The following is a 4676-nucleotide window of genomic DNA, read 5'->3' as shown; positions in this document are numbered from 1 at the left end:
CGATTACAGCTCTGTTGGCGTCAATGGCAGCAGTGATTTCGTGACCGTGACCGGCAGCTATGGAAGCGTGTCCGTAAACGGAACGGACAACCTTGTAGTAGTGAGCGGCTACTCTGGCACCGGCCTTGCCGGCAACGGCAATGTTCTCGTGCAAGGCAGTGGGCCTGTCACCTACGCGAGAGGCCAAGCTGGACTAAGCCTCACCGCGAGCAACGACAGTGTGACGGCGAGCGACAACACCAGCCTGACCCTGTCTGGCACGAACGACAGCGTGACGTTGGGCGGGGTGAACGACACGGTAAACATTACGGGCTCAAACAATGCGGTAACGATCACTGGTAATGGAGATACGATTTCCTTCAGCGGACCAGGATCGACCAACAATGCTGTTACGCTTGGGACCGGCAATGATACGGTTAGCTTCGCGGGCGGCACCAATACGGTGAACGGCACGATCGGGTCGGGCGCGACGCTCAACGCCAGTGACAATCTGTCCGGCGGCAGCGGCATCGACACGCTGGTAATCTCAGGGTCGGGCTCGTTCGACCTCAACAGCCTAGCGGCCTTCAGCGGCTTCGAAAACGTCAACCTCACCGGCACAGGCGAGAGCCTCACCCTGAGGAATGGTCAGAACTTGGCTGTGAACGCGGGCAGCGGCAACTCGGTAACGCTGGTAGCAGGCAATGACGGAGTTACAGTCTCGGTGTCCGGTAGCGGCGACGCGGTCAATATCCGCAGCTCCAATGACACAGTATCGGTCGTTGGCAACAACAACACCATTCTTACAGAGACATATCCTGGTGGCGCTGACACGGTGAACATCATCGGCAACAGCAACAGCCTGTCGCTGCATAATAATTTCGATAACATTACGGTCACAGGGGATGGCTCATCAGTCGACTTTGGCGATAGCCACGTCACAACTGTCTCGATAACCGGTGACAACAGCTCTATCGATTTTGGCTTCTATTCGATTTACGACACCTTGAATGTCACCGGTAACAACACCTCCGTTGATGTGGAATGCCAAGGCAGCGACACGGTCAACATCACGGGATCCAATAGTTCGGTCACGCTCGGATACGGTGTCAGCCATGTCGTGTCGTTCGGAGCGGGCTCGAACAACAGCGTAACCCTAGGCGCAGGCACCGGCTCAGTCAGCTTTACCAACGGAACCAACACGGTTTTCGCGACGCCATCGACCTTGAACAGCGCCGATAGTCTGACCGGCGGCAGCGGCACTGACTCCTTGGTGCTCTCCGGCTCGGGGCCGTTCGACCTCAACAGCCTTGCAGCCTTCACTGGCTTCGAGAACATCAATCTCACCGGCACAGGTGAGAGCCTCACCTTGAAGAATGGTCAGAGCCTGACTGTCAACGCAGGCAGCGGCAACGCGGTGACGCTAGCAGCAGGCAATAACGCCGCTACGGTCTCGGTGTCCGGCACCGGTGACGCGGTGAACGTCGCGGGGAACAACGACACGTTGAGCCTTTCGGGTGACGGCGACACCGTCAATGTCTCCGGCAACGGCGACACGGTATCGATGGCCGGCAGCGGCGATGTGCTGCACTTCACAGCTTACAATGCCAGCTTGGCAGTGACGGCGAACAATGCCTTTGTTTACGCCGACGGCTACATTGGCGCCGGCCAGACAATGAGCGTCAATGGCGATGGGAACTCGACCACCATCTCTGGTTGGGGTGATATTGTCACCGTGGCAGGCAGCAACAATTCGGTGCTGGTTGGCGGCAACTCCGAGACCGTCATTGTCACAGGCGACCACGATCACATCTCCACAGACACCAACGTCGGATCCGTGACGCTCAACGGCAACTACGGCGGCATCTATCTAGACATCTATTCCCATTACAACACCGCGACTTTGACCGGCGATAACGGCAGCCTCACGGTAGACGGCACATCCAACACGGCAAACGTTACAGGCAACAACGATGTCGTGAACCTGCAGGCCGATGGTGATGTCGCGAACGTCACTGGCAACCATGACACAGTGAATGTTTCGGGCACCAACGCGACTCTGTCGATCTCGGGAACGGCTAATTCCGTAAATCTGACGGCCGCCGGCACAACATTCCATCTCACCGCCGATAATACCTTTGTGCAAACCTACTACCCAGGCGGCGGTGATGCGGTGAGCATTCAAGGAAGCGGCAACACGCTCGCGCTTCACAATAACAACGACACATTCACAGTGTCAGGCAACGGCACGTCCGTTGATTTTGGCGACAGTCACGGCACCACAGTCTCTATAACTGGCGACAACAGCTCGGTTGGATTTGGATTTTATTCTACGTATGATACCGTCAATATCACTGGTAACAATACAGTCGTGAATATCGAATGCCAGAGCAGCGACACTGTAAATATCACGGGATCCAATAGTTCGGTTACGCTCGCATATGGCGGAGGCCACGTCGTCGCTTTCGGAGCCGGTTCGGACAACAACAGCGTTACGCTAGGAGCAGGCGCCGGGACGGTCAGCTTTACGAGTGGAACCAACACCGTGTTCGCTACAGCGTCAACCTTGAGCGGCGGCGACAGTCTGACCGGGGGCAGCGGTATCGACACGCTGGCTCTGTCAGGCGCCGGTACCTTCGACCTGAGCACACTGGCCCATTTCAGTGGCTTCGACGAGATTGACCTGGCGAGCAATGGAGCAAGCTCGCTTACCCTTTCCAGTGCGTTCAGCGGGACACTCCGCACCAGTGGCTCCGGCAATGAGACGCTCACGTTCAACGCAGGCACGGTCACCGCTCACATCGGGGCCGGATCCTTCAACCATATTTATCTGGGCTCGGGCTCGGCCACAATTTACGATGACCAAAGTGGGCTGGGTCATATCGGCCTTTACTACCTTTCGAGCGGGTCGGCCACAATTTACGACCAAGGCACCGACAACTTCTTCCTTTCGACTGGCACGTATCAAATCTATAGTTCCAACAACGCCAACAGCGCTTATGTCGCCGTTGATCCTTCGCAATTCCACGCCGGCGATATCATCCAGGGCAGCGGGAATTCGAGCGGCAGCGTCCAGGTTTATGGCGGAAATGGCGTCTACGATCTCTCCGGGACCACCATCAGTGGGGTTCCCGATTTATATCTTTTGAACGGCGCGGTTGTTGCCGCGGAAGGCGCTGTATCCCAATTCAACGAGTTCATTGGATCGGGTGAGGTGCAAGCCTCAGGGTCCAGCGTGGATCTTTCCGGCAAGAGTGTTGCGGCTGACGTCCACTTCACCAGCACCAATTCTGCCGGCACCACCTTTACAGTGTCGAATGCTGCAACCGCCTTCCAGATTAATGGCGGCACCGGTCAAGACACCATTGCAGCCAATGGCTTTGATTTTACTGCCGCCCAGCGTGAAGCGATCTTCGCACAAGGATCGATAGAAATCCTTGTCGACAACACCGGGCGTTACATCAACTTGACGCCGGCAAACGACGTCATGCCCGCATCCTCAGCCGATACGACGGTTTTTGGCAACGCGCTGACGGTCAATACTGGTGATCAACTCACTGGCGGCAGCGGCATTGATACGCTGGTGCTTTCCGGGTCGGGCTCGTTCGACCTCAACAGCCTTGCAGCCTTCAGCGGCTTCGAAAATATCAATCTCACCGGCACAGGTGAGAGCCTCACCCTTAGAAACGGTCAGAACCTAGCCGTCGACGCAGGCAGCGGCAACTCAGTGACGCTGGCGACTGGCAATGATGGTGCTACGGTCTCGGTGTCCGGTAGCGGTAACGCAGTCAACGTTGGCGGCGCCAGCGAGACATTAACGGTGGCAGGCGATCATGAGACCGTGACCGTCTCAGGAGCGAATGACAGCCTCACCCTTACGGGCACAGCAAATGTTGTCACCTTCTTGTCCTCGGGGACAACCTTCCATCTTAACGCTGACAACGCCTTGTTCCGGACATTACATCTGGGAAGCGGCAATGTAGTGAGCATTACAGGGGACGGGAATAACCTCAGCATAGCGAACAACTCCGACACTATAACCGCTACTGGCGATAATACTAATCTCGACTTTGGCTCCAGCCATGAGGCCACTGTTTCCATAGTGGGAAATAATGCATCTGTGCTATTCGGCTATTATGCATTTTTAAATTCTGTCAATATCACCGGCAACAATGCCGTAGTGCAGGTTGATTGCCAAAGCCAGGACTCAGTCAACATCACTGGGTCGAACAATTCGGTGACACTCGCATATGGCCATGATCACGTGGTGGCATTCGGAGCGGGCTCGGACAACAGTGTCACACTGGGAGGAGGTAGCGGGACGGTCAGCTTCACCAATGGAACCAACTCGGTATTCGCTACGCCATCCACCCTGAACAGCAGCCTCACAGGCGGCAGCGGCACTGACACCCTCAGCATCTCTGGCCCGGGGTCGTTCGATCTCAATAGCCTAGCGGCCTTCACCGGCTTCGAAAACGTCAACCTCACCGGCACAGGCGAGAGCCTCACCCTGAGGAATGGTCAGAACCTGGCTGTGAACGCGGGCAGCGGCAATTCAGTGACGCTTGGGGCAGGCGACAATGGAGTGACCATCGCGCTTGCAGGTAGCAGCGATGCGATCAACATCGCCGGCAACAGCGATACGCTGAATCTTTCGGGCGCGCACGACGTCGTCACGGTGACCGGCAGCAGCGACA

1 protein-coding gene is annotated in these 4676 nt (G+C 56.6%); it reads left to right on the top strand.

Annotated features, from left to right (window positions below; translation table 11 throughout):
* Positions 1–4676, top strand: a 4676-nt coding sequence (locus tag DPM33_RS35490) for a beta strand repeat-containing protein (protein ID WP_146770391.1), incomplete at both ends; no start/stop codon positions are given.

It is taken from the genome of Mesorhizobium hawassense (assembly GCF_003289945.1).
Classification (GTDB): domain Bacteria; phylum Pseudomonadota; class Alphaproteobacteria; order Rhizobiales; family Rhizobiaceae; genus Mesorhizobium; species Mesorhizobium hawassense.
Note: the sequence above shows the minus strand (reverse complement) of the source record. Positions and strands in the feature narration are given on the sequence as shown.